Raw genomic sequence first — 23,377 nt, 5'->3', positions numbered from 1 at the left:
CCGGGAGCCGGTCTTCCCTATAATCCCAGCACCAACTGGCGCTCCAGCTCTGGAGCCAGAAGCGTCACGTGCAGCCCCACCAGCCGGACACCGCGTCCGCCGCGCCGTTCATCCCAGGTTTTACGCGCCGTCGCCAGCAGATCCTCTTTATTCAGCCGCGGCCAGACATGCTCCTGGGTGGTTAACTGGAAGTCGTCGAATTTTAGCTTAATGCCCTGACGAGCGATGAGTAGATCGGGTTTCACCTTCGCCAGACGCCGCTCCAGTTCAGGGTAGAGCCGTTCAATGATCGCGACACACTCGTGCCATTCGTGAATATCCTGAGCCAGTGTGCGCTCCACGCCAACCGACTTACGCAGTCGGTCAGTATTCACTTCGCGTTGATCAATACCGTGGCTGCGCTCCCACAGCACCCGACCAAATTTACCAAAGCGCTTAAGCAATAGCGCAAGGTCACTGCGCTGTACGTCGGCGCAGGTGCGCAATCCCATCTCCTCCAGGCGCGCCGCCGTGACCTTTCCCACCCCGGGAATTTTGGCAAGTTTCAGGTCCGCCAGAAAATCCCCCATCGATTCCGGCGTAATCACATACTGGCCGTCCGGCTTATTGAGATCGGAAGCGATTTTGGCAAGAAACTTAATGGGTGCAATACCGGCCGAGGCGGCCAGATTCAGCTCCCGGGCGATGGTGGCGCGAATTTCCCGGGCCATTAACGTGGCGGAGCCGTGGCAGTGCGGGCTGTCGGTGACATCCAGATAGGCTTCATCCAGCGACAGCGGTTCAATGCGCGCGGTATAGCGGCTAAAGATTTCCCGAATATGGGCAGAGGCCTCTTTATAAGCGTCGAAACGACCCGGCAGCAGGGTCAGGTGTGGGCAGAGCTTAAGCGCCATGGCGGTGGGCATGGCGCTACGTACACCATATTTACGCGCCGGATAGTTGGCAGTGCTGATAACACCGCGCCGCTCCCGGCTACCGCCAATGGCCAGCGGAATATCACGCAGCGCCGGGTTATCCCGCATCTCGACGGCCGCAAAAAAGCAGTCCATATCGACATGAATGATCTTGCGCATAGTTCACCACCACAACTGTATATGCATACAGGATAGAAAAAGATACGCCGGACTGCAACGCTTTCCCGCCACTATCGGTGGCAAAAATGCGCCTTCTCCAGTGCATGGAGGGAAAAAGAGGTAAAAAGTCAGAAGATTAGATCGAGTGACAGGGAGGAAGAAGGCAAAAAAATAACAAGGCCCGGAAATGTTCCGGGCCTTCAGATATCGGGTTACAGAATCCGATCCTGCTCCAGCTTCTGCCGTCGCTCCGCCGCTGCGGTGCGCGCTTTACGGGCATCACAGGGCTCCGGACAGTCGCACACCTTTTCCAGGCCCAGTGAACCGATGCCGCCACAGCTCCCCTGCAACGACTTGCGTTTCACGATGTAGCCCAGCGACATACCCAGAATCACCAGAGCGAAGATGGCGAAGCTCGCCAGAAATACCGTTAGCATTTCGGCCTCCATCAGCCGCCGAAGTCGTCGAGCATGATGTTTTCATCCTCCACGCCGAGATCCTTCAGCATCTTAATCACCGCCGCGTTCATTACCGGCGGTCCACACATATAGAACTCACAATCTTCCGGTGCCGGATGATCGCGCAGATAGTTCTCATACAATACATTGTGGATGAAGCCAGTATGACCCGTCCAGTTATCCTCTTCCAGCGGCTCAGAGAGCGCAACGTGGAAGGTGAAGTTCGGATTTTCACGCGCCAGCTGTTCGAACTCGTCCTGATAAAACATTTCGCGCAGCGAACGGGCGCCGTACCAGAAGCTGATCTTACGCTTGCTACTCAGACGCTTAAGCTGGTCGAAGATATGGGAGCGCATTGGCGCCATACCGGCGCCACCGCCGATAAAGACCATCTCGGCTTCGGTCTCTTTCGCGAAGAATTCGCCAAACGGCCCGGAAATCGTCACCTTATCGCCCGGTTTCAGCGACCAGATATAGGAAGACATAATCCCCGGCGTGACATCAGGCAGGCGCGGCGGCGGCGTGGCGATACGCACGTTGAGCATAATAATGCCCTTCTCTTCCGGGTAGTTCGCCATGGAGTAGGCACGCACCACCTGCTCATTGCTTTCAGATACGTAGCGGAACAGGTTGAACTTGTCCCAGTCTTCACGATATTCATCCGGCACATCGAAGTCGGCATAGGCGACTTTATGGGGCGGGCATTCGATCTGAATGTACCCTCCGGCACGGAATGGCACCACTTCCCCTTCCGGGATCTTCAGTTTCAGCTCTTTGATGAAGGTAGCTTTGTTATCGTTAGAGATAACTTCGCACTCCCACTTCTTCACCCCGAAGATCTCTTCCGGCAGTTCGAGCTTCATATCGTGTTTTACCGCGACCTGACAGGCCAGACGACAGCCCTCTTTGGCTTCGCGTTTAGTGATATGCGAAAGCTCGGTCGGCAGGATATCGCCACCGCCTTCTTTGATTGTGACCCGGCACTGACCGCAGGAGCCCCCACCGCCACAGGCTGAGGAGATAAAGATCCCCTGATCGGCCAGCGTGTTAAGCAGCTTACCGCCAGCCGGCGAATGGAACTGCTTGTCCGCTTCATTGTTGATCTCAATCAGCACGTCGCCGGAGTTCACCAGCTTTGAGCGGGCAAAGATAATCAGCAGCGCCAGCGCCAGTACGATCAGCGTAAACATGACTACGCCAAGAATAATTTCCATCAGTTACGCCCCTTATAGCTGCACACCGGAGAATGACATAAAGCCCAGCGCCATCAATCCGGTGGTAATAAAGGTGATCCCAAGCCCGCGCAGCCCTGCCGGCACGCTGGAGTATTTCATCTTTTCGCGAATACCCGCCAGCGCGACGATAGCCAGCATCCAGCCAATGCCGGAGCCCAGGCCGTAGACGATGGATTCCGGGAAGTTGTAATCGCGCTGAACCATAAAGGAGACGCCGCCAAAGATGGCGCAGTTCACCGCAATCAACGGCAGGAAGATCCCCAGCGCGTTATAGAGCGACGGGAAGAAGCGATCGAGGATCATCTCCAGAATCTGCACCAGGGCTGCGATAACGCCGATAAAGGTGATGAAGTTCAGGAAGCTGAGATCCACCCCTTCCACCAGCGCGCCGTCGCGCAGCACCAGGTTATAGATCAGGTTGTTGACCGGCACCGAAATCGCCAGAACCACGGTCACCGCCACGCCCAGACCAAAGGCAGTAGAGACCTTCTTCGATACCGCCAGGAAGGTACACATCCCCAGGAAGAAGGCCAGCGCCATGTTCTCGACGAACACCGCACGTACGAACAGACTAATATAGTGAGCCATCACTTACTCCTTCTCCTGCTGTTGCGGCTTCAGGGTTCGTAGCGCCCAGATCAGCAGACCGATCAGGAAGAAGGCGCTGGGGGCCAGCAGGAACAGGCCGTTCGGCAGATACCAGCCGCCGTTCTGTACCGTATCCAGCACGGTGACGCCGAACAGCTTACCGCTGCCAAACAGCTCACGCACAAAGCCGACGACCAGCAGAATCGCCCCGTAACCCAGGCCATTACCGATACCATCCATAAAGCTCGCCAGCGGCGGCGACTTCATGGCATAAGCCTCGGCGCGGCCCATTACGATGCAGTTGGTAATAATCAGGCCAACGAACACCGACAGCTGCTTGGAGATCTCATACGCAAAGGCCCGCAGAATCTGATCCACCACGATAACCAGCGAAGCGATGATCGCCATCTGCACGATAATACGTACGCTACTGGGGATCTGCTTACGGATCATCGAAATAAACATACTGGAGAAGGCTGTGACCAGGGTCACGGCAATCGCCATCACGAAGGCGGTCTCCAGTTTGGTGGTTACCGCCAGCGCCGAGCAGATCCCAAGAATCTGCAGGGTGATGGGGTTATTTTCCACCAGCGGGCTGACAAGAACCCGCTTAACCTCTTTCATATCGCCCATTTCAGCCATTGTTGAGCACTCCTTCACGAACCTGTTTCAGGAAGGGACCAAAGCCGTTTTCCCCCATCCAGAAATCAAAACTGTGCTGTACGCCGTTAGAGGTCAGCGTCGCGCCGGACAGACCGTCCACCGCGTACTCGTCTCCCGGACGAGCGCTGCCTTTCATCACGCGAATCGCAGGCTTGCCCTGGTCATCCAGTACCTTTTTGCCAATCCACTGACTGCGCCAGCTCGGGTTTTCCACTTCCCCACCCAGGCCCGGGGTTTCCCCCTGATCGTAGTAAGTAATGCCTTTCACGGTGCGGCCGTCGGTATCCAGCGCCACAAAGGCGTACATCATCGACCATAGTCCGTTGCCGTAAATCGGTAGCACCAGCTCTTGCACGTTTTTCTGCTCGTCGCGCACCAGATAGATTTCGACGATATTGCTACGGCGCTTGATGCCTGCCGGATCCTGGCTGGCGCTCAGGGTCATGCTCTGCTGCGGATCGCGCAGCGCCTTCGCGGGATCAAAGCTGGTTGGGTCTTTATCCAGCAGCTCACCGCTGGCCAAATCGAGCAGGCGCGGAGAAATACGCTCGCTATAGACGCTTTTCACATCATCGCCGGTCATGCCCGGCTGCATTAAGCCCGCCACGTCCAGAATGTTGCGCTGCTTATCGAGCTGTTTCTGCTCCTGCTGACGCGACTTAAGTCCTACCGCGGAGCCAGCCACCACCACCGAACAGACCAGGCAGAGAACCAGCACCACCAGCAGGGTTTTACCAATGGTATCGTTTCCTTTATTAGCCACGCGACTTCCTCCGCTTGATGTTGGCCTGCACCACCAGATAGTCAAACAGCGGCGCGAACAGGTTGGCGAACAGAATCGCCAGCATCATTCCTTCAGGATAGGCCGGGTTGACCACCCTAATCAGCACGCACATCACGCCGATCAGAATGCCGTAACTCCACTTGCCTCTATCGGTAAAGGAGGCGGAGACCGGGTCTGTCGCCATAAACATCATGCCGAAGGCGAAACCGCCCAACACCAGATGCCAGTACCACGGCATGGCGAACAGCGGGTTGGTGTCGGAGCCAATCGCGTTAAACAGCGCGGCAGTCGCGATCATCCCCAGCATCACGCCAGCGACGATACGCCAGGAGGCGATACGGGCGAACAGAATGATCGCGCCGCCAATCAGAATCATCAGCGTAGAGACTTCGCCAATAGAGCCCGGAATGTTGCCCAGGAAGGCGTCCATCCAGCTAACTGGTTGACCGGTCGCAACGTTGACCAGCGCCTCACCGCCGCCGCTAGCCCACTGGGAAAGCGGCGTAGCGCCGGAAAAACCATCCGCCGCGGTCCAGACCAGGTCGCCGGAGATCTGCGCCGGATAGGCAAAGAACAGGAAAGCGCGCCCCGCCAGCGCCGGGTTCAGGAAGTTACGCCCGGTGCCGCCGAAGATCTCTTTACCAATCACCACACCGAAGGAGATGCCCAGCGCCGCCTGCCACAGCGGCAGCGTCGGCGGAACGATCAGCGCAAACAGAATCGAGGTAACGAAGAAGCCTTCGTTAATTTCATGCTTGCGGATGATAGAGAACAGCACCTCCCAGAAGCCCCCGACCACAAATACCGTCATGTAGATGGGCAGGAAGAAGGCGGCGCCGATGACCATCATGCTTATCCAGCCGGCATCCGGGGCAAAACTGGCGCCCAGGAAATGCGCCAGCTGATAGTGCCAGTCTCCTGCGATAACCTGCTGTAGCTGCTCCGACCCATGAAGCTTGCCCAGCGCCTGGAGGGTCTGATGCCCAACGTTGTACATGCCCCAGAACATAGCCGGGAAGACCGAGAACCAGACCAGAATCATCATGCGCTTCAGGTCGATAGCGTCACGCACGTGGGATGCCCCGCGCGTCGCCGTGCCTGGCGTATAGAAGATGGTGGCCGCCGCTTCGTAGAGCGGATAATACTTAACCAGTTTGCCGCTGCCGGTAAAGTGCGGTTCCAGTTTTTCAATCAGATGCTTTAAGCCCATCGTTATCCTTCCTGCTCGATGCGGGTTAAGACCTCGCGCAGCACCGGGCCGTACTCATATTTTCCCGGGCAGACATAGGTACAGAGCGCCAGATCCTCTTCGTCCAGCTCCAGACAGCCCAGCGACTGGGCGCTATCGCCATCCCCAGCCAGCAGATCGCGCAGCAACATGGTGGGCAGGATATCGAGCGGCATCACCCGTTCATAGTTGCCGATGGGCACCATGGAACGCTCGCCGCCGTTGGTATCGGTGGAGAAGTTAAACAATTTATGCTTAAGGAAATGGCCTACTGTGGTGCGGGTGATGGAAAACTTGTCGCTCCCCGGCGCAACCCAGCCGAACAACTCTTTTTCACGCCCTTCTTTCAGCGCCGTTACCTGCAGGTGGAAACGCCCCAAAAAAGCGTGGGGACCGCTGGCCTGACGACCACTCAGCACCGAGCCGGAGATAATCCGGTTCTCCCCTTCCAGCAGTTCATTCGCGGTAAGCTGCTCCAGAGACGCGCCGAGCTGAGTGCGCAACAGGCGCGGACGCGCCACCTGCGGCCCCCCCAGTGCAACCACCCGCTCGGTCCACAGTTCGCCTTCGACGAACAGCTTGCCGATGGCGATCGCGTCCTGATAGTTCAGGTGCCAGACGCATTTCTGCAGGCTCACCGGCTCCAGGAAGTGAATATGGGTGCCCGGCAGCCCGGCGGGATGCGGACCGGCAAATTCATTGAAGGTGACCTGCGCGGCAGGATGCCCCCCCAGTTTGCCGCCGCCTGCCTGGCAGACGTGAACTTTACCGTCCGTCAGGCTCGTCAGCACGCTGAGGCCAGCGTCAAACATGGCGCGCTGCGCCTGGATAATCGGCTGAGGGTCGGCGGCCAGCGGGTTGGTATCCATGGCGGTCACGAAAATAGCTGCCGGAACGCTACCCGGCACCGGTGACTTGCTAAACGGGCGGGTACGCAACGCGGCCCATAGCCCGGAAACCAGCAGTTGCTGAGTCACGGTTTCGCGGGACAGCGACGCCAGCTGTGCCGGTTCATACTTATCAAAAGTAACCCGCTCATCGCCCTCAACGGCAATCACCACCGACTGCAATACCCGGCGTTCACCGCGGTTAATGGCTTCAATGGTACCGCTGGCCGGCGCGGTAAACATAACCCCAGGGTTCTTTTTATCTTCAAAGAGCGCTTGCCCTTTACGTACCCGATCCCCTTCGCGGATCAGCATAGAGGGACGCATGCCCACATATTCCTCTCCGAGCACGGCCACGCGGTCAGGCATTGGCCCTTCGTCAATTCGCTGTTCCGGCTGGCCAGCGATTGGCAAATCAAGCCCTTTTTTAATTTTGATCATAAAGTCATCACGTATGGTTGATCGTTATCGCGCCGCCGCAATCAGGGAGGCGCCCGAGCGAATAAATTAATCGTGTCCGCCATACGGAAAAGAAGGAAGGTGGCATCATGACCACAGAGGTTCACCGAGCATGAACACTGGAAAAGCGTCCGTTCTATTCCGCACATCATCATCGCGGCCGATTTTAGCATTAATTACTCTACAACCAGCAGAACTACTGAGGTTATAGGGTCGTATTTGCGAACAGACACGCAAACTTTCAGAAACCGGTTTAATCTGCGTTAGCGTACCGGGAATCGCGAAATTGTAAAAGCGGTAAGCAAGCGCTTGCTAAATTCCCCGGCGGTGATAATGTGAGCGCATAAAATCGGGTTTTCCGTCTTTATTACCGCTTTAAGGCCTCCCGGGCCTGTTTGCTTCATCAGGTTTATCAAGGAACCAGCAGTATGCGTAAAATCGCACTCTTCATTGCGATACTTTTAATGCCGTGCCTGTCATTCGCTGGCCTGCTCAGCGGTCAGGGGAGCCCCCCTCTTCCCGGCAAACAGCAATATATGGGCTCCCCGGTCTATATTCAGATCTTCAAGCAGGAGCGCATCCTTGAGCTCTATGTCAAAAACGGGGAAAAGTACCAGCTTCTCAGCAGTTATAACATCTGCAACTACTCCGGCGGTTTAGGGCCGAAGCGCCGTATGGGCGACTTTAAGAGCCCGGAGGGATTTTACAGCGTCGATCGCAGCCAGCTTAAGCCAGACAGCCGCTTCTATAAGGCCATCAATATCGGCTTCCCCAATGAATTCGATCGTCAGAACGGCTATGACGGGAAATACCTGATGATCCATGGCGCCTGTGTTTCTGTAGGCTGCTACGCCATGACGGATACCGGAATCGATGAGATCTTCCAGTTTGTGACCGGCGCCCTGCTGTTCGGTCAGTCGCGGGTCCAGGTCAGTATCTATCCGTTCCGCATGACCGACGCCAATATGGAGCGCCATAAGCACTCCTACTACGCGGGTTTCTGGAAACAGCTAAAACCGGGCTATGACTACTTCAATAAATACCATATGCCACCGGTGGTTTCCGTCAACAACGGCCAGTATGTGGTGAATGAGCAGCCGCCGAGCGCAACGGCTTCTCCATCTCTGTTTGCCTCAAATAACGCGCTCGCCGAGGCAAAATAGGACCCATTCTCCCGGTGCGATCCGGCTCCAGGTTTCATTACCAGTCAGGGGCTGGGTCGCAATCACCGTCACCACATCATCCGGTGTGGTTTCCCGCTGAAAGTCGATCTCCACATCCTGATCCAACAGCGTCGCTACGCCAAACGGCGCGCGCCGGGTGATCCAGAACAGGTTGGTGGAACACCAGGCCATCACGTAGCGCCCATCGCTGAGCAGCATATTGAAGACCCCTTTCTCACGCAGTTCAGCCGCCAGTCCGGCAATGAAGCGGAACACTGCTGGCATGTTGCCAGGCGTTCGTGGATAGCGCTGCGCCATCTGATTGAGCAGCCAGCAGAATGCGTGCTCGCTGTCGGTTTCACCCACCGGGCGAAAATTCCCGGTCTCCAGTTCCCGCCACCCCTTGAGCTGCCCGTTATGGGCATAGGTCCAGTTACGGCCCCAGAGTTCACGGGTAAAGGGATGGGTATTTTCCAGCGCCACTTTGCCGCGGTTGGCCTGACGAATATGGGCTATCACCGAGCAGGATTTGATCGGGTATTCCTTCACCAGCTTTGCGACGGGCGAGTTATAACCAGGCTGCGGGTCTTTAAAGGTGCGACACCCTTTGCCTTCATAAAAGGTGATACCCCAGCCGTCTTTATGAGGCCCGGTACCACCACCGCGCTGCACCAGACCGGTAAAGCTAAAGCAGATATCGGTCGGTACGTTCGCGCTCATCCCGAGCAGTTCACACATGACAACCTCCCCTGCCAGCCCCCGCGCTCCCGTCGGGGGCACCACAGACTTACGCCTTCACCATCTCTTTTTCGATCAACATCATCAGGATATGGATCACTTTAATATGGATCTCCTGAATACGATCGGCATAGCCAAAATGCGGCACGCGAATTTCAATATCCGCGGTACCTGCAATCTTACCGCCGTCTTTACCGGTCAGCGCGATCACTTTCATTCCTTTAGCGCGCGCGGCTTCAATGGCTTTGATGACGTTAGCCGAATTACCGGAAGTGGACAGCCCCAGCAGCACATCGCCTTCGCGACCGACAGCCTCAACGTAGCGAGAAAAAACATAGTCGTAGCCAAAGTCATTACTGACGCAGGAGAGATGGCTGACGTCCGAAATCGCAATGGCCGGATATCCCGGGCGGTTTTCACGGTAGCGCCCGGTCAGTTCTTCAGCGAAGTGCATGGCATCACAGTGGGAACCACCGTTACCGCAGGACAGCACCTTACCGCCCGCTTTAAAGCTGTCCGCCAGCATTACCGCCGCCCGCTGGATAGCGTGAATATTTGCATCATCTTTCAGGAAGTTAGCCAGCGTTTCCGCGGCCTCGTTCAGTTCACTACGAATCATGTCCTGGTACATGAGGATATCCTTCAGCCTGATCTAATCACATAGTGAAGTGTACCGGATAGCATCAGAAGCGAGAAGCGTAACCGCGAGGTTCAGCCCAATGTTTTGTGGTTCTGTGCGGTCATTCTGTGAGCATTGTTGTAATTGTTTTGTGAATAAATTGCTAAAAGCAACCACCTCGACTACAACCATAGTAATGACTGGTCTGACCTCTTAAAAAGACGGGAGCCGCTTCTATGATGATGTTGAGTATCGTTGCAACCCTCGTACTGCTCAGCGCACTCTTTTATCACCGCATTAATCTGGCGCTGAGTAGCATCATACTTCTGGCATGGACGGCTTTGCTCGGCGCCGTTGGCATCTGGACACCGTGGCTGCTGGTGCCGCTGGCGATTATTCTGCTGCTCTTTAATCTGGCGCCCATGCGCCAGAGGCTAATCTCAGCACCGTTGCTGCGAGCCTTTCGCAAGGTCATGCCTCCGATGTCGCGTACCGAAAAAGAGGCTATCGATGCCGGAACGACCTGGTGGGAAGGCGAACTGTTTCGCGGCCGCCCGGACTGGAACCGGCTACATAACTATCCGCAGCCGCGACTGACCGAAGAAGAACAGGCGTTTCTGGATGGCCCGGTGGAGGAAGCCTGTCGTATGGCTAATGACTTCCAGATCACCCATGAAATGGCCGATCTGCCGCCAGAGCTGTGGGCATACCTGAAAAAGCATCGCTTTTTCGCGATGATCATTCAGAAGGAGTACGGCGGACTGGCGTTTTCCGCTTACGCCCAGTCCCGGGTGCTGCAAAAACTGGCCGGGGTTTCCGGCATTCTGGCCATCACCGTCGGCGTGCCCAACTCCCTGGGGCCGGGAGAACTGTTACAGCACTATGGCACCGATGAGCAGAAGGATCACTATCTGCCACGCCTGGCGCGGGGTGAAGAGATCCCCTGCTTCGCCCTGACCAGCCCGGAAGCGGGATCGGACGCTGGCGCCATTCCGGATCGCGGCGTAGTCTGTATAGGCGACTGGCAGGGCGAACAGGTGCTGGGGATGCGTCTGACCTGGAATAAGCGCTACATTACCCTGGCGCCCATCGCCACGGTGTTGGGTCTGGCCTTTAAGCTTGACGACCCCGAACATCTGCTGGGCGATCGCGATGAACTGGGGATCACCTGCGCGCTGATCCCCACCAGCACGCCGGGCGTGGAGATCGGTAAGCGTCACTTTCCGCTGAACGTCCCGTTCCAGAACGGTCCAACCCGCGGCCAGGATATTTTTGTGCCCATCGACTACATCATCGGCGGACCTAAGATGGCGGGCCAGGGGTGGCGTATGCTGGTGGAATGTCTGTCGGTCGGACGCGGTATTACCCTGCCTTCCAACTCCACCGGTGGTGTGAAGAATGTGGCGCTGGCCACCGGCGCCTATGCCCATATCCGGCGCCAGTTTAAAATTGCCATTGGCAAAATGGAGGGGATCGAGGAGCCGCTGGCGCGCATTGCCGGTAACGCTTACGCAATGGACGCCGCCGCCTCGCTGGTGACCTGCGGCATTATGCTGGGCGAAAAACCCGCTGTACTCTCGGCCATCGTCAAGTATCACTGCACCCATCGCGGACAGCGCGCCATTATTGACGCCATGGATATCACCGGCGGCAAGGGCATTATGCTGGGCGAGAGCAACTTTGTGGCCCGGGGCTATCAGGGAGCGCCCATCGCCATTACCGTCGAGGGCGCCAATATTCTGACCCGCAGCATGATGATCTTCGGCCAGGGCGCTATCCGCTGTCACCCCTTCCTGCTGGAAGAAATGGCGGCGGCCGAAAGTAATGATGTGAATGCCTTCGATCGTCTGCTGTTCCGTCATATCGGCCACGTAGGCAGTAATAAGGTGCGCAGCTTCTGGCTGGGGCTGACCAATGGCCGTACCAGCGCCACCCCAACCCGGGACGCCACTCGTCGCTACTACCAGCAGATCAACCGACTGAGCGCCGCACTGGCGCTGCTGTCGGACGTATCCATGGCGCTGCTGGGCGGCAGCCTGAAACGGCGCGAGCGGATCTCCGCCCGCCTGGGCGACGTGCTAAGCCAGCTCTATTTTGCCAGCGCGATACTGAAACGCTACGACGACGAAGGACGCCAGCAGGCCGATCTGCCGCTGGTACACTGGGGCGTACAGGATGCGCTTTTCCAGGCCGAACAGGCTATTGATTCCCTGTTGCGCAACTTCCCACAGCGCCTGGTGGGAGCCTCGCTGCGGCTGCTCACCCTGCCGCTGGGCCGCCGCTGTTACGCGCCGTCGGATGCGTTGGATAGCAAACTGGCGCAGATCCTCCAGACGCCGTCCGCCACCCGCTCGCGCATTGGCCGCGGCCAGTACCTGACCCCCAGCGAACATCATCCTGCCGGCCAGTTGGAAGAAGCCCTGCAGGCAGTCATGGCCGCAGAGCCAATCCACCAGCGGTTATGCAAAACTCAGGGTAAGCATCTCTCTTTTACCGCGCTGGATAAACTGGCAGAACAGGCGCTGAGTCAGGGCTGGATCAATCAGGATGAGGCCACCACGCTACGTTATGCCGAAGCCTGCCGTCTGCGTACCATTAACGTGGATGAATTTGAGCCAGAGGCGCTGGCAACGCAGCCTCCCGCCCGGGAAGGGAGCGACCGTAGTTCAGAAGCGGCCTGAAGAAGGCGCAGGTCAAAAAAGCGGAGCCGGGCTCCGCTTTTTTGATTATTTAAAGTTAAAAGCGTCGGGGTGATTTTCCAGACTGCCGGTCAGCGCGGCATAAAGCACGGTTTTACCGTCAATGGATTCAGCATCGCCCACATTCAGCCACGCCAGCTGTTCGCTCGCCTTCGCCTCATCAACGCTGGAATAGAGCCCCATCATACGCTTAAGCTTTGGCGAATAGAGCACGGCAATGCGCTCGCTACCGCAGTCATGTGGTTTACAGGATTCCAGCACCAGGTAACGATTATCCCCCAGTTGAACCTCTTTGGTTCCGGTACTGGTTCCCCCTTTCGTGACCCATGCCGGCAACGTATGCCCTTCCACCATCTTTGAAAATTCGGCTTTGGTGCTCTGAGAAGTGGCAAGTTGACTCACCGTCAGGTCGCTTTCAGCCGCCATGGCGCTACCCGTTGCCAGAAAGAGTGCTACTGCGAGTGTTTTCTTTAACATGCTTTTCTCCCGGGGATGCTATTCCCCCTGTCAGAACGCGGCGTCACTGCCGCTGCGGGTTTAATGGTGGTCCAGAGGGGGCGGTAATGCAAATTTCCCGCGCCCTGCCGCCAACACAGTAACCCCAATAATGATGTCGTCTTATTTTATTACGCCCATGCTACAGTGAGCGTAAACCGTTTCTGGAGAGTCCGACCGTGTCTTTTTTGAAAATTTCACTGTTACAGCAGCCTCTGGCCTGGATGGATGGTGCTGCCAATCTGCGCCATTTCGATCCACTGCTGGAGCAGATAACGGACAGTGACCTGATCCTGTTACCCGAAATGTTTACCACGGGGTTCGCCATGGAAGCGGCGCAGCAATCGATGCCGGAAGAAGAGGTTATTACGTGGTTGCAAGACAAAGCCCGCCAGTGCAACGCGCTGGTCGCAGGCAGCGCCGCTATCCGCAGCGAGGCAGGCGCCGTAAATCGCTTTCTGCTGGTGCAGCCTGACGGTATCGTCCACCGTTACGATAAGCGCCATCTGTTTCGCATGGCGCAGGAACACCATCACTATCAGTCAGGTAGCGAACGTAAGGTTGTCGAGTGGCGCGGTTGGAGAATTCTGCCTCAGATTTGCTACGACCTGCGTTTCCCGGTCTGGTCGCGAAATCGCAATGATTATGATCTGGCGCTGTTTGTCGCTAACTGGCCGGCGCCGCGCTCGCACCACTGGCAGGCGCTGCTGACGGCCCGCGCTATTGAAAACCAGGCCTATGTAGCGGGCTGCAATCGGGTCGGCACCGACGGTAACGGCCTGCACTACCGGGGCGACAGCCGCATTATCGACCCCCAGGGCGAACTTCTGGCCAGCGCCGACCCCCATCAGGCCTGTTGCCTGGAAGCCCGACTATCTCTGGAAGCGCTGGATAATTACCGGGAGGCGTTTCCGGCATGGCGGGACGCCGATGATTTCCGGTTGGACTAATGGATCAGGCGGGCGTCGGCATGGCCCGCTTTATCAGAATATGATATTCGACATCATATCGCGTTATCTGAAGACGAAAAAAACAACCACACTCTTAGCCAGTCTTTTATTTGAGGTATATAATCGCCGCGGCGCTATCGGCATATATCAGGATAGCTTTGTTTACAGACACTCTTTCCGGCATTTCAGGTGCTGAATGAGGCAAGAGGTTTTAAGTATGTTAGCATTCCTTTATTTAATTGTTTTCTTTGTTTTCTGCGTTGTTATTTTTAAAGTAGACAGAAAAAGCACATCATTATCAAAAAGCGTTTTTATCGCACTATTTCTCGGCTCGCTTATCGGTTTATCACTTCACTTTATCGCCAGAGATACCAGTAAAACGGTCATTGAATGGTATTCGGTGGTCGGGAATGGCTACATTAATCTGTTAAAATTAGTCGCTGTTCCATTAATTTTCATTTCAGTCCTCTCGGCAATTAATAAACTGGAAAGCGGCATCGGACTCGGGCGCATCTCGTTAACAATCGTTGGCTGCATGCTGCTTTTGGTGATGGTCGCCGGTTTAACAGGTCTGCTTACCGCCCATACTCTGGGTCTTAACGCCGAATCCTTTAACGATATTCAGACTTCACTTACCCAAAACGATGTGGCAAAAACCACTGCAATTTCACTACCCGAACTTATCACGTCTCTGATTCCAACTAACCTGTTTCTCGATCTTAGCGGCGCAAGAAATGTTTCGGTCATTGGGATCGTTATTTTTACGCTTCTGGCAGGAGTTGCGCTATTAGCCGTTAAAAAAGAAGCGCCGGAAGAAGGAGTGAAACTGAGCGCTGGTATTAATGCGCTTCAGGTCTGGGTGATGAAAATGGTCAGAATAGTCATTGCGCTAACGCCTTATGGCGTGATGGCGCTAATGGCCAAAGTCTTTTCGACTTACCGCATAGAGCAGTTTACCAGTCTGTTAGGATTTATCGGCGCCTGTTATCTGGCCGTGCTGATGATGTTTGTGATCCATGCGTTGATTGTAGCCTTGACGGGCAATAATCCGGTCCACTATTTTAAAACCGTCTGGCCCGCCCTGACGTTTGCCTTTGTATCCCGTAGTAGCGCTGCCTCTATTCCTCTGGCGATTAGCGCTCAGGAAAAGTTAGGCATACCGGGCGCTATCGCGAATATCAGCGCCTCGTTTGGCTCCAGTATGGGACAGAACGGCTGTGCGGGAATTTATCCGGCAGTGATGGTTGCCATGATCGCGCCTACCATCGGTATCGACCCACTCTCTTTACACTTTCTGGCTGCATTGCTCCCGGCGATTGCGCTGGGCTCAATCGGCGTGGCAGGCGTGGGCGGTGGTGGTACCTTTGCCGCGCTGATCGTGCTGTCGACCCTGAATTTTCCCGTGGCGCTGGTGGGCGTATTTATCGCAATTGAACCCGTGGTCGATATGGCGAGAACCGCGCTAAACGTGAATGGTTCGATGATCTCTGGCGTGCTGGCGAACCGGCTACTGAAAGAAAAAGTCTCTGCGCCAGAACAACAGACCATTTCCTGACTGCGCTTCAATTTAGCGCGAATCGCTATGCGGGAGATTGCCCCTCCCGCTACAGCAAAGACGGCACGGCCCATTTTCCGGCTGAATAGCCAAAACGAAAAAACCCTGAATCATTGCTGATTCAGGGCATTTGAATTCGTGGCGGAACGGACGGGACTCGAACCCGCGACCCCCTGCGTGACAGGCAGGTATTCTAACCAACTGAACTACCGCTCCGCATTGCTCCCTCACCGGGGAGCGAGGCGAATATTACGGATTGCGGCTGGGGGCGTCAACGGCTTTTTTTCAACTTTTGAATCGGTTGGCGCAAAAATCGCCTGAGCGCCTTTTTTTCGTGCAAAATCAGGCGCGCCAGAGGCAGCTTCCGCCCTTCTTTTCCACCAGATCGAGACGCGATTCGTGGTTCATCAGCTCCTCATCGCTGGCGGCAATCACTCGTAGAGCCTGAGCGCGTCGTACAACGCGCTGAACAGTTTCGCTCCCCTGTTCCTGTTGAGACTCCCCTTCCATAGCGAAGGTCATTGACGTTTGCCCACCGGTCATCGCCAGCCAGACATCGGCCAGAATTTGGGAGTCGAGCAATGCCCCGTGCAGGGTACGTTTGGTGTTATCTATTTCGTAGCGGGAACAGAGCGCATCCAGGCTATTACGCTTGCCGGGAAACATCTTACGCGCCAGCGCCAGGCTGTCGGTAACCTCACAGAAGGTATTGGTTTTGGGGATTCCGCGCTTGAGCTTCCCAAACTCGTAGTCCATAAAGCCGATATCGAACGATGCGTTATGGATGATAAGCTCGGCGCCGCGAATATAGTCGATAAAGTCGTCCGCCACCTCGGCAAAAGTCGGCTGGCTCATCAGAAACTCATCAGCGATACCGTGAACCATAAAGGCTTCAGGATCCACCAGCCGGTCCGGCTTAATGTAGACGTGGAAATTATTGCCCGTCAGGCGGCGGTTGATAACCTCAACGGCCCCGATCTCAATAATGCAGTGCCCCTCATAATGGGCACCGATCTGGTTCATACCCGTGGTTTCGGTATCGAGTACGATCTGTCTTGCTATACCGGTATTCGTGCTCATGGCGCTCATTTATGTCAGACTTGGCGTTTTCAACACAGGAAGTCTACCAGAGATGGGTAAACAGGTAGAAATTTTCACCGACGGCTCCTGCCTGGGCAACCCCGGCCCCGGCGGTTATGGCGCCATTCTACGCTATAAGCAGCATGAAAAAACCTTTAGCGCGGGTTATCACCTGACCACCAACAACCGTATGGAGTTGATGGCGGCCATTGTGGCACTGGAGGCGCTGCGTGAACCCTGCGAAGTGGTGCTAAGCACCGACAGTCAGTACGTACGACAGGGCATCACTTCATGGATCCACAACTGGAAGAAGCGCGGCTGGAAGACCGCCAGTAAGCAGCCGGTGAAAAATGTCGATCTCTGGCAACGGCTGGATCTGGCTCTTAAACCGCATCAGGTGCGCTGGGAGTGGGTAAAAGGCCATGCAGGTCATCCGGAAAACGAACGCTGCGACGAACTGGCACGCAACGCGGCCACTAATCCCGCGAGCGAGGATGGCGGCTATCTTGCTGAGAGTTCCGGGAGCTGACCGTTACCCGGCACTGTCGGGTGGCGCCAACGGCCGGACGGAGCTGGGTCTTCTCCCGCCGTTGTTTCATGGGGTTAAACGTCAGTGGAATGGTGCGCTTACGCGCCACGATCAGCTGCAAGCAACCCAAGGCCGGCAGGTGGGTACTGAGCATTTTCCCTCCCTGACGCGACCAGGGAAGAACCTGAAAACAGCCCTGGTGCAACACCTCGAAGTTTAACAGCGACAGCCAGTCGAGCTGACGCGCCAGCGGAAACATTCGGCTGTTCCAGGGAGCTACGCGGCGGCGCTGGAAGGGCACCAGCTTACGCAGCCCTACCAGACTGATGGGATTAAAGCTGCTAAGGATAAGCCAGCCGTCATCGATCAGAATTCGATCCACCTCTCGCAGCAGCCAATGCGGATCCTGGCACCACGACAGGGTATGGGCCAGCAGGCAGGCATCGACCGAATCCGACGCAAACGGCAGATGTAACGGATCGGCCACCACCTGCAAGTTTTCCCCTTGTAACGCCAGGTTAACCTGGTGTGAAATGGCGCAGGCATCGGTGGCAATCTCAGTGCTCAAATTGCCTACCTTAATAAGATGAAAGCCAAACATCTTCGCCAGCCATGGCTGAAGGCGCTGCTCCAGTGCATCGCGGTAATATTCCCCCCAGGGGAGCTCGGCCCAGCGGTCAGGCGCAGCGATCGTGTCAGGTATCCTTGCCGGTTTCATCACAACCTTCCGTAACGCAGTGAGAGGTATTTTATGAATCTTACCAGTATTCCCGCTTTCCAGGACAACTACATCTGGGTTCTTCACGACGAAACGGGAAAATGCCTGATTGTGGATCCCGGTGATGCCGCGCCGGTACAGAAAGCGATCGAGGAAAACGACTGGCATCCCGAAGGGATTTTGCTGACCCATCACCACCAGGACCACGTTGGCGGCGTAAAAAAACTGCTGGAAAATTATCCGAACCTGCCAGTCTGGGGACCACAAGAAACCCAGGATAAAGGGGCTAACAGGATAGTCATCGACGGCGATCGCGTTGCTATTCTGGGCCTCGAATTTTCCGTTTTCGCGACACCAGGCCACACTCTGGGTCACATCTGCTGGTATGCAGCCCCCTGGCTTTTCTGTGGCGACACCCTATTCTCCGGCGGTTGCGGACGCCTTTTTGAAGGCACGCCCGAACAGATGTTCCTGTCTTTTCAACGCATTAATCAGCTGCCAGAACAAACGTTAATTTGTTGCGCTCACGAGTACACTGAGAGCAATCTGGCCTTCGCGTTGAGTATCCTTCCTGAAGATGTGGATTTAAACGGCTATTACAGAAAAGTTAAAGAGTTACGTGTAACAAAGCAAAAAACACTCCCCTCAACTCTGAAAATTGAGCGCAGAATTAATATTTTCCTTAGAACAGAAGATTCTGATTTTATTAAACAAATCAAAAATAAAACAAACTTGCAACAATCAAAGCAACTTTTTGCATGGTTAAGGGCTGCTAAAGACAACTTCTGACTATTCCTGGTTGCACCGCTCTACTATCGACTGTATGATTGCTCGTCTTTTAAGCAACAGTTGACACACACACATGAAGGCAAAAGCGATACTACTCGCCTCTGTTCTGCTGGTGGGTTGCCAGGGTACAAAGCACGACGGCAACGTTCAACAGCATGCTCAGAGCCTTTCTGCAGCTGGTCAAGGTGAAGCAGGGAAGTTGACAGGTCGAGCGACCTCTGCGCGATGGACTGACGAACAGTCTTTCCTCGCGCAGGATCAAGATCTGTGGGCCTTTATAAGTAACGAGCTAAAGATGGGGATTCCGGAGAACAGCCGGATTCGCGCGCAGAAACAAAAATACTTAAAAAATAAGAGCTATCTCCACGATGTAACACTCAGGGCCGAGCCCTATATGTACTGGATAGCCGGGCAGATTAAAGAACGAAATATGCCCATGGAGCTGGTACTACTGCCCATAGTGGAGAGTGCTTTTGATCCCCATGCGACGTCTTCCCGAAGCGCCGCAGGCCTCTGGCAGATTATACCGAGCACGGGGCGTAATTACGGTCTGAAGCAGACCAGCGCCTACGACGGTCGTCGTGACGTGGTGGCCTCTACCACCGCCGCGCTGAACATGATGCAGCGCCTGAACCGCATGTTTGACGGTGACTGGTTGCTGACCGTCGCCGCCTACAACAGCGGTGAAGGTCGGGTGCTGAATGCAATGAAAGCAAACAAGCGTCGCGGTAAGCCGACTGACTTCTGGTCACTGCCGCTGCCGCAGGAAACCAGGCTGTATATCCCCAAAATGCTGGCTTTGAGTGAGATCTTCAAAAACAGCAAACAGTACGGGGTACGTTTGCCGACGGCAGACGAAAGCCGCGCACTGGCACGCGTCGAGGTCAATAACCCGATGACGCTGAGCAAAGTGGCCGATATGGCCGGGATCTCCGTTAGCCAGATGAAGACTTACAACGCGGGTTATAAAAATGCCCGACTGGGCAGCAGTGGCCCGCAGTACGTCATGGTACCGCGCAAGCATGCAGGCCAGTTGAGAACGTCGCTGGCGGCCAGTGACTTCGAATCGGTACAGTCTGGTCTGCTGGCGGAAAATCGCAGCAGCGGCGCGCAAGGGAACGCTGGCGACAGCTACACGGTGCGTAAAGGCGATACGCTTTCTACTATCGCGTCGCGGATGAACGTCAGCACCCGCGATCTGCAGCGCTGGAACAACCTGCGCGGTGCGCAGATTCGCCCGGGTCAGAAACTGAGCCTGGGTGACGCCAGCGGCGATTCGCAACTGGCCAGCAACCGCAGCAGCAACAGCGGAGTTACCTATCGCGTACGTAAAGGAGATTCCCTCTCCAGTATCGCGAAACGTCACGGCGTGCAGATCAAAGATCTGGAGCGCTGGAATGACGATACCGATAACCTGCGGCCCGGCGATCAACTGACGCTATTTGTTAAGAACGACGATACGCCGGATACCTGATAGCCGGCCAGACAAAAAAGCACCCGTCTCAGGGTGCTTTTTTATACTTGTTATTCGGCCTTCAATGCTTCTATCCAGATGATATCACTGGTAAAGCTGCCATCATCCTGCAACCTGAAGTAGCGCTGAACATCAGTAGAGGCACTCCGCTGATACAGCCGAATCGCCTCCGCCAGCGGGGCCGGTGTACGCATACGGGCAATCCAGGAGGAAAACTCCAGCACCAGTTTATCGGCGGACAGATTGACGACGTTCAACCCCGCTTCGCCGACAAAGCCCAGCCACTCAGCGGCGGGATAGTCGCACACGTGGGAAGTATCTCGCAGCGCCTCAACCGTTTGCAGCCAGATATCCAGCACCGGGTGACCCGGCGCCGCCACATCCATAATAATCACCCTGCCACCCGGTTTCAGAACCCGGCGCACCTCTCTTAACGCCTGTCCCACATCGTGCCAGTGATGCGCCGAATAGCGGCTAATCACAATATCAAAGCTGGCATCATCGAAAGGAAGCCGTTCAGCGTATCCCTGGCATGTGGTCAGACTATCCAGTTGGCGTTCACTAGCCGCGCTGGCAACCACTTCCAGCATCTGTGCCGACAGGTCATAAGCGACCGTCTCCCGGACATGCTGTGCAGCCACGAAGCTGGCATGGCCAGCACCACAGCCCATATCCAGCAGGCGGGCATCAGAAAAACGTGCCAGCACGTTCCCCAACCGTTCGAGATCTCCCCCGCTGGCATGTACGCTGCTGTTCAGGTAGGCGCTGGCCTGTGAGCCAAACTGCTGATCCACACGATCGTGATGAGTGTCGGTTGTCATATTGTTGTCCTTATCGTTAAGTAAAAAACGGGACAGCACTGGTCTGCCCCATGGCAGACCTGACCAACCTTAACGCTTTTCAGGTTTGCCGGGTGTGAATTCGACGAGTAGCGGATTGTGATCGGATGCGCGGGTTACCAGCACAGAGGCTTCATGGACATTCAGACCGCGGTAAAAGACGAAGTCGAGCGGGCGTCCGAAAGCCCGGCGCCGCTGGTCATCAGTAAAACGTACTTCTCGCAGCATCATTTCACGAGCAAAGCGATACAGGGCCGCCATGCGTGGGCGACTCCAGGCATTAAAATCGCCGCCCATAATCACGGGTCCCTGATGATGAGCAATCTGGTCGCCAATGGGTCCCAGCTGTTTGCTGTAGACATCCACCCCCAGGCTGAAGTTAACGGCATGAATATTGACGACCATCAGCAGACGCCCATCAGGTAGCGGATAGACCGTAACCAGCGCCGATTTCGCCAGCCGCAGAATCGGCTCTCGCTCGCGCAGCGGACAGCAGTAGACCGGGTGAGCCGCTGACAGCGTCATCACACCAGAGGGATGCTGAGGTAATACAAAGGCGGGGACCTGATCCGCGGCCAGATAGTTGCTGGTAGCGAAACGCACCAGTTCAGGCGTGGTCTGGGCCTCCTGCAACAACACCAGTTGCGCCTCTTTACCGAAGTTCTGCAGCACGGAGAGCCAGTCGGCCCGCTGCTGTTTATAGATATTCCATACCAGCACGCGAAAGCGTTCGCCGCCGGGAAGCGGCTCGCCGGGAGGAAGCGCCTGACCTATGCTCGCGAAGGAGCCCGGCGGCAGAATACGTTCCGCAGGCTGACCGGCGACATAGCGCATGGCGTAGGTTTTTCTTCGCACGTTATGTTGATAACCTCTGTAACCTTTACCCCGCTTTAACAACGGGTATTTCTTCTGTTATAGGGGTTTTAGCGGCCACTTTCAATCGCTCTAAGGGCGAAAGCGAAACACAAAGCCCGTGGGATGACAGTATGAATTCACCGTGATTAAATACCGTGGCTGGTATTTTCCTCCGTAACCACCTGTCCGGAAAGTGATAATGAAAACGACCTCTGAAGAGCTGTGCACTTTTGTTTCCGTGGTGGAGAGCGGTAGCTTCAGCCGCGCGGCACAACAATTAGGCCAGGCCAACTCCGCCGTCAGCCGCTCGGTTAAAAAGCTGGAAGCCAAGCTGGGCGTGAGTCTGCTGAACCGCACCACGCGTCACCTCAGCCTGACCGAAGAGGGAAGCCGCTACTTCCGGCGCGCTCAGCATATTTTGCAGGAGATGGCGGCGGCCGAAAACGAACTTCTGGAATCGCGCCTGCGCCCCAGGGGGCTGCTGCGGGTGGATGCCGCCACCCCTGTGGTTCTGCACCTGCTGGCGCCGCTGGTGAAGCCCTTTCGTGAACGTTATCCCGAAGTCACCCTGAGTCTGGAGTCGTCGGAAACTTTTATCAATCTGATTGAGCGCAAGGTCGATGTCGCCATACGCGCCGGAGTGCTGAGCGACTCCAGCCTGCGGGCCCGGCCACTGTTTACCAGCTACCGACGGGTTCTGGCTTCGCCGGAGTATCTGACGCAGCACGGAACGCCCCAGAGCGTGCAGGAGCTGGCCGATCATGTCTGTATCGGCTTTAGCAGTCCTGCCACGTTAAACCACTGGCCGCTGTCCCAGGATGACGGACAACTCTATGAAGTGACGCCCACCCTGTTGTCCAGCAGTGGGGAAACCATCAAACAGCTATGTCTGCAGGGCAATGGTATCGCCTGCCTGTCCGACTTTATGGTGGATAATGAGATAGCTGATGGACAGCTGGTAGAGCTACTGCGGGACGCCGTGCTACCGGTCGAAATGCCCTTCAGCGCGGTTTATTACAGCGATCAAGCCGTCAGTAGCCGTATCCGGGCCTTTATCGATTTTCTAAGCGAACATACGACTCAGCCTCAGCCGACGCCACGCTAAATGACGACAAAATCGCCCAGGCGATCCCGACTTTTTGGAATAGTGTGGCGATTACGCATAAGAAAAAGCCCTGAGCAAATGCTCAGGGCCTATCTATAAGTGGCGGAACGGACGGGACTCGAACCCGCGACCCCCTGCGTGACAGGCAGGTATTCTAACCAACTGAACTACCGCTCCACCGAATTTTTCTACTTTCTACTGCCACCGGGCATTACCCCGGTACTTTCTAATTTGATGCCTGGCAGTTCCCTACTCTCGCATGGGGAGACCCCACACTACCATCGGCGCTACGGCGTTTCACTTCTGAGTTCGGCATGGGGTCAGGTGGGACCACCGCGCTGTCGCCGCCAGGCAAATTCTGTTCCGCTTACCGCCACACATGGCCATAAGCGTT

At 55.9% G+C, this 23,377-nt stretch carries 23 protein-coding genes, 2 tRNA genes and 1 rRNA gene; 8 read left to right on the top strand and 18 right to left on the bottom strand.

Annotated elements, in window-relative coordinates; translation table 11 throughout:
* Positions 1 to 17 precede the first annotated feature (17 nt).
* The 8 genes from dinB to SCU88_RS04865 form a co-directional block, all read right to left on the bottom strand.
* Positions 18 to 1,073: a DNA polymerase IV gene (gene dinB / locus SCU88_RS04900; protein ID WP_175339322.1), complete on the bottom strand. Its 1,056-nt coding sequence runs from the start codon at positions 1,071 to 1,073 to the stop codon at positions 18 to 20.
* Positions 1,074 to 1,285: 212 nt separating this feature from the next.
* On the bottom strand, positions 1,286 to 1,510 hold the full coding sequence (nqrM, locus tag SCU88_RS04895) for a (Na+)-NQR maturation NqrM (protein ID WP_138095904.1): 225 nt from the start codon (positions 1,508 to 1,510) through the stop codon (positions 1,286 to 1,288).
* Positions 1,511 to 1,521: 11 nt separating this feature from the next.
* On the bottom strand, positions 1,522 to 2,745 hold the full coding sequence (nqrF, locus tag SCU88_RS04890) for an NADH:ubiquinone reductase (Na(+)-transporting) subunit F (protein WP_138095903.1): 1,224 nt from the start codon (positions 2,743 to 2,745) through the stop codon (positions 1,522 to 1,524).
* A gap of 12 nt (positions 2,746 to 2,757) precedes the next feature.
* A complete protein-coding gene (gene nqrE, locus SCU88_RS04885) occupies positions 2,758 to 3,354 on the bottom strand; it encodes an NADH:ubiquinone reductase (Na(+)-transporting) subunit E (RefSeq protein ID WP_138095902.1) in 597 nt (198 codons plus the stop codon).
* 3 nt (positions 3,355 to 3,357) lie between these two features.
* Positions 3,358 to 3,996, bottom strand: coding sequence for an NADH:ubiquinone reductase (Na(+)-transporting) subunit D (locus SCU88_RS04880; RefSeq protein WP_168198780.1), 639 nt, complete (start codon positions 3,994 to 3,996; stop codon positions 3,358 to 3,360).
* Positions 3,989 to 4,780 carry a Na(+)-translocating NADH-quinone reductase subunit C gene (locus SCU88_RS04875; protein ID WP_138095901.1) on the bottom strand — a complete coding sequence of 264 codons (792 nt, stop codon included), beginning with the start codon at positions 4,778 to 4,780 and terminating at the stop codon, positions 3,989 to 3,991. The genes SCU88_RS04880 and SCU88_RS04875 overlap by 8 nt, the downstream gene beginning before the upstream one ends.
* A complete protein-coding gene (locus SCU88_RS04870; protein ID WP_138095900.1) occupies positions 4,773 to 6,011 on the bottom strand; it encodes an NADH:ubiquinone reductase (Na(+)-transporting) subunit B in 1,239 nt (412 codons plus the stop codon). Before SCU88_RS04870 ends, SCU88_RS04875 begins: the two co-directional genes overlap by 8 nt.
* A 2-nt stretch (positions 6,012 to 6,013) precedes the next feature.
* A complete protein-coding gene (locus SCU88_RS04865; protein WP_175339321.1) occupies positions 6,014 to 7,357 on the bottom strand; it encodes a Na(+)-translocating NADH-quinone reductase subunit A in 1,344 nt (447 codons plus the stop codon).
* A gap of 446 nt (positions 7,358 to 7,803) precedes the next feature.
* Here SCU88_RS04865 and dpaA point away from each other — a divergent pair, with 446 nt between their 5' ends.
* Complete coding sequence (dpaA, locus tag SCU88_RS04860) at positions 7,804 to 8,538, top strand: peptidoglycan meso-diaminopimelic acid protein amidase (RefSeq protein ID WP_175339320.1); 735 nt, start codon at positions 7,804 to 7,806, stop codon at positions 8,536 to 8,538.
* Here the strand turns inward: dpaA and SCU88_RS04855 are convergent.
* On the bottom strand, positions 8,509 to 9,276 hold the full coding sequence (locus SCU88_RS04855) for a class II glutamine amidotransferase (protein WP_175339319.1): 768 nt from the start codon (positions 9,274 to 9,276) through the stop codon (positions 8,509 to 8,511). The genes dpaA and SCU88_RS04855 overlap by 30 nt on opposite strands.
* Positions 9,277 to 9,325: 49 nt before the next feature.
* Positions 9,326 to 9,907, bottom strand: coding sequence for a D-sedoheptulose 7-phosphate isomerase (gene lpcA, locus SCU88_RS04850; protein ID WP_154777511.1), 582 nt, complete (start codon positions 9,905 to 9,907; stop codon positions 9,326 to 9,328).
* 224 nt (positions 9,908 to 10,131) lie between these two features.
* On the opposite strand from lpcA, the gene fadE reads away from it, so the two are divergent.
* Positions 10,132 to 12,576, top strand: coding sequence for an acyl-CoA dehydrogenase FadE (gene fadE, locus SCU88_RS04845; protein ID WP_175339318.1), 2,445 nt, complete (start codon positions 10,132 to 10,134; stop codon positions 12,574 to 12,576).
* A gap of 45 nt (positions 12,577 to 12,621) precedes the next feature.
* Here fadE and ivy read toward each other — a convergent pair whose 3' ends face one another.
* On the bottom strand, positions 12,622 to 13,071 hold the full coding sequence (gene ivy, locus SCU88_RS04840) for an Ivy family C-type lysozyme inhibitor (RefSeq protein ID WP_138095894.1): 450 nt from the start codon (positions 13,069 to 13,071) through the stop codon (positions 12,622 to 12,624).
* Positions 13,072 to 13,313: 242 nt separating this feature from the next.
* Here ivy and SCU88_RS04835 point away from each other — a divergent pair, with 242 nt between their 5' ends.
* Both SCU88_RS04835 and SCU88_RS04830 read left to right on the top strand, forming a co-directional pair.
* Positions 13,314 to 14,039, top strand: a complete 726-nt coding sequence (locus tag SCU88_RS04835; protein ID WP_431810149.1) for an amidohydrolase — start codon at positions 13,314 to 13,316, stop codon at positions 14,037 to 14,039.
* A gap of 217 nt (positions 14,040 to 14,256) precedes the next feature.
* Positions 14,257 to 15,594: a cation:dicarboxylate symporter family transporter gene (locus SCU88_RS04830; RefSeq protein ID WP_175339942.1), complete on the top strand. Its 1,338-nt coding sequence runs from the start codon at positions 14,257 to 14,259 to the stop codon at positions 15,592 to 15,594.
* Between the two features lie 139 nt (positions 15,595 to 15,733).
* On the opposite strand, the gene SCU88_RS04825 is transcribed toward SCU88_RS04830, so the two are convergent.
* Both SCU88_RS04825 and dnaQ read right to left on the bottom strand, forming a co-directional pair.
* Positions 15,734 to 15,810: transfer RNA gene (locus SCU88_RS04825), tRNA-Asp, on the bottom strand.
* Positions 15,811 to 15,936: 126 nt separating this feature from the next.
* A complete protein-coding gene (dnaQ, locus tag SCU88_RS04820) occupies positions 15,937 to 16,674 on the bottom strand; it encodes a DNA polymerase III subunit epsilon (protein ID WP_196240480.1) in 738 nt (245 codons plus the stop codon).
* Here dnaQ and rnhA point away from each other — a divergent pair.
* Entirely contained in the window at positions 16,622 to 17,203 is a 582-nt protein-coding gene (gene rnhA, locus SCU88_RS04815) for a ribonuclease HI (RefSeq protein ID WP_168198779.1), read from the top strand. The two genes, dnaQ and rnhA, sit on opposite strands and share 53 nt — an antisense overlap.
* Here rnhA and SCU88_RS04810 read toward each other — a convergent pair.
* Positions 17,151 to 17,921, bottom strand: coding sequence for a methyltransferase domain-containing protein (locus tag SCU88_RS04810; RefSeq protein WP_175339316.1), 771 nt, complete (start codon positions 17,919 to 17,921; stop codon positions 17,151 to 17,153). The two genes, rnhA and SCU88_RS04810, sit on opposite strands and share 53 nt — an antisense overlap.
* A gap of 33 nt (positions 17,922 to 17,954) precedes the next feature.
* Between SCU88_RS04810 and gloB the strand changes: the two genes are divergently transcribed.
* Both gloB and mltD read left to right on the top strand, forming a co-directional pair.
* Positions 17,955 to 18,710, top strand: coding sequence for a hydroxyacylglutathione hydrolase (gene gloB / locus SCU88_RS04805; RefSeq protein ID WP_175339315.1), 756 nt, complete (start codon positions 17,955 to 17,957; stop codon positions 18,708 to 18,710).
* 73 nt (positions 18,711 to 18,783) lie between these two features.
* Positions 18,784 to 20,184, top strand: a complete 1,401-nt coding sequence (gene mltD, locus SCU88_RS04800; protein WP_175339314.1) for a murein transglycosylase D — start codon at positions 18,784 to 18,786, stop codon at positions 20,182 to 20,184.
* A 50-nt stretch (positions 20,185 to 20,234) separates the two neighbouring features.
* Here the strand turns inward: mltD and SCU88_RS04795 are convergent, their stop codons facing one another.
* On the bottom strand, positions 20,235 to 21,005 hold the full coding sequence (locus SCU88_RS04795) for a methyltransferase domain-containing protein (protein ID WP_175339313.1): 771 nt from the start codon (positions 21,003 to 21,005) through the stop codon (positions 20,235 to 20,237).
* A gap of 69 nt (positions 21,006 to 21,074) precedes the next feature.
* Entirely contained in the window at positions 21,075 to 21,878 is an 804-nt protein-coding gene (locus tag SCU88_RS04790; protein ID WP_138095886.1) for an endonuclease/exonuclease/phosphatase family protein, read from the bottom strand.
* Between the two features lie 199 nt (positions 21,879 to 22,077).
* Here SCU88_RS04790 and yafC point away from each other — a divergent pair, with 199 nt between their 5' ends.
* The gene (gene yafC, locus SCU88_RS04785; RefSeq protein ID WP_175339312.1) at positions 22,078 to 22,983 is read left to right on the top strand and encodes a DNA-binding transcriptional regulator YafC; all 906 of its coding nucleotides are present in this window, start codon (positions 22,078 to 22,080) and stop codon (positions 22,981 to 22,983) included.
* A gap of 100 nt (positions 22,984 to 23,083) precedes the next feature.
* Here yafC and SCU88_RS04780 read toward each other — a convergent pair.
* Positions 23,084 to 23,160, bottom strand: a tRNA-Asp gene (locus tag SCU88_RS04780).
* Positions 23,161 to 23,219: 59 nt separating this feature from the next.
* Positions 23,220 to 23,335: ribosomal RNA gene (rrf, locus tag SCU88_RS04775) — 5S ribosomal RNA — on the bottom strand.
* Positions 23,336 to 23,377: the final 42 nt, after the last annotated feature.

It is taken from the genome of Jejuibacter sp. L23 (assembly GCF_050815825.1).
GTDB classification, from domain to species: domain Bacteria; phylum Pseudomonadota; class Gammaproteobacteria; order Enterobacterales; family Enterobacteriaceae; genus Jejubacter; species Jejubacter calystegiae.
The sequence above is the reverse complement of the archived record's forward strand: the minus strand, read 5'-3'. Positions and strand labels throughout refer to the sequence as shown.